Genomic DNA, 1,492 nt, shown 5'->3' with positions numbered 1-1,492 from the left:
TTTCAACCCTCTTGCGAGGGCGGACTTTCCGGCTCCCACCCCTGACCTTCATCAGCCTTGACTGGCTCGGCGTCACACAAGACGCCAAGCGGGCCGATGCCACTGCGCCGTGTATGGCGCTTATTGTTTCCAATGAATTTTGACGAACTGAAGCTGGCTCCCGCCATCTTGAAGGCTGTGCACGAGCACGGTTACGACACCCCCACCCCCATCCAGGCGCAAGCCATTCCCGCGGTCCTCGAAGGCCACGACCTGCTGGGCGGCGCCCAGACCGGCACCGGCAAGACCGCTGCCTTCACGCTGCCCATGCTGCACAAGCTCAGCACGGGCGCGAGCGCCACCAACAAGTTCGGCGGCATCGGCATCCGTGCGCTGGTGCTCACGCCCACGCGCGAACTCGCGGCCCAGGTCGAAGAGTCGGTGCGCACCTACGGCAAGTACCTGGAGCTCGACTCCACCGTGATCTTCGGCGGCGTGGGCATGAACCCGCAGATCAGCAAGCTCAAGAAGGGCGTCGACATCCTCGTGGCCACCCCCGGCCGCCTGCTCGACCTGCAGCAGCAGGGCATGCTCGACCTGAGCCAGGTCCAGATGCTGATCCTCGACGAAGCCGACCGCATGCTCGACATGGGCTTCATCCATGACGTGAAGAAGATCCTGGCCCTGGTGCCCAAGGAAAAGCAGAGCCTGCTGTTCTCGGCCACCTTCAGCGACGAGATCCGCGACCTGGCCGCCACGCTGCTCAAGAACCCGCAGAGCATCCAGGTGACGCCGCGCAACACCACCGTGCAGCGCATCACCCAGGTGATCCACCCGGTGGGCCGCGGCAAGAAGAAAGCGCTGCTCGCGCACATCATCAACGAGAACAAGTGGAGCCAGGTGCTCGTGTTCACGCGCACCAAGTTCGGCGCCAACAGCGTGGCCGAATTCCTCACCAAGAACGGCATCGAGGCGATGGCGCTGCACGGCAACAAGAGCCAGAGTGCCCGCACCCAGGCGCTGGCCGGCTTCAAGAGCGGCGACATCCGCGCGCTGGTGGCCACCGACATCGCGGCCCGCGGCATCGACATTGACGAGCTGCCGCACGTCGTGAACTACGAGATCCCGAACGTCAGCGAAGACTACGTGCACCGCATCGGCCGCACCGGCCGCGCCGGTTCGAGCGGCGAGGCCGTGAGCTTCGTCTGCATGGACGAAGAAGGCTTCATGCAGGAAATCGAACGCTTCACCAAGCAGACGATCCCGGTGCAGTTCGTCGAAGGCTTCGGCCCCGAGGAAGGCGAACGCGCCGAGCCGATCGCCATGGGTCGCCAGACGATCTGGGGCGGCGCCGGCCGTCCGCCGAGCCGCGACGTGATGCAGGCGGCCGCCAAGGCTGCCCGCACCGAGATGCTGCAGCGCATCCGCGAGAACAAGGCCGGCCAAGGCGGCGGCGAGCGCGCCGGCGGTGGTGGCGGCGGCAACGGCGGCGGCCAACGCCGCGGTGGCGGCC

At 66.5% G+C, this 1,492-nt stretch carries 1 protein-coding gene; it reads left to right on the top strand.

Annotated features, from left to right (window positions below; translation table 11 throughout):
- Positions 1-132 precede the first annotated feature (132 nt).
- Positions 133-1,492, top strand: a 1,360-nt coding sequence (locus AC1DOC_RS33275) for a DEAD/DEAH box helicase (protein WP_478131524.1), incomplete at its 3' end; no start/stop codon positions are given.

This window comes from Variovorax sp. 01T439_2 (assembly GCF_056398445.1).
This window is presented reverse-complemented; position numbering and strand designations above follow the sequence as displayed.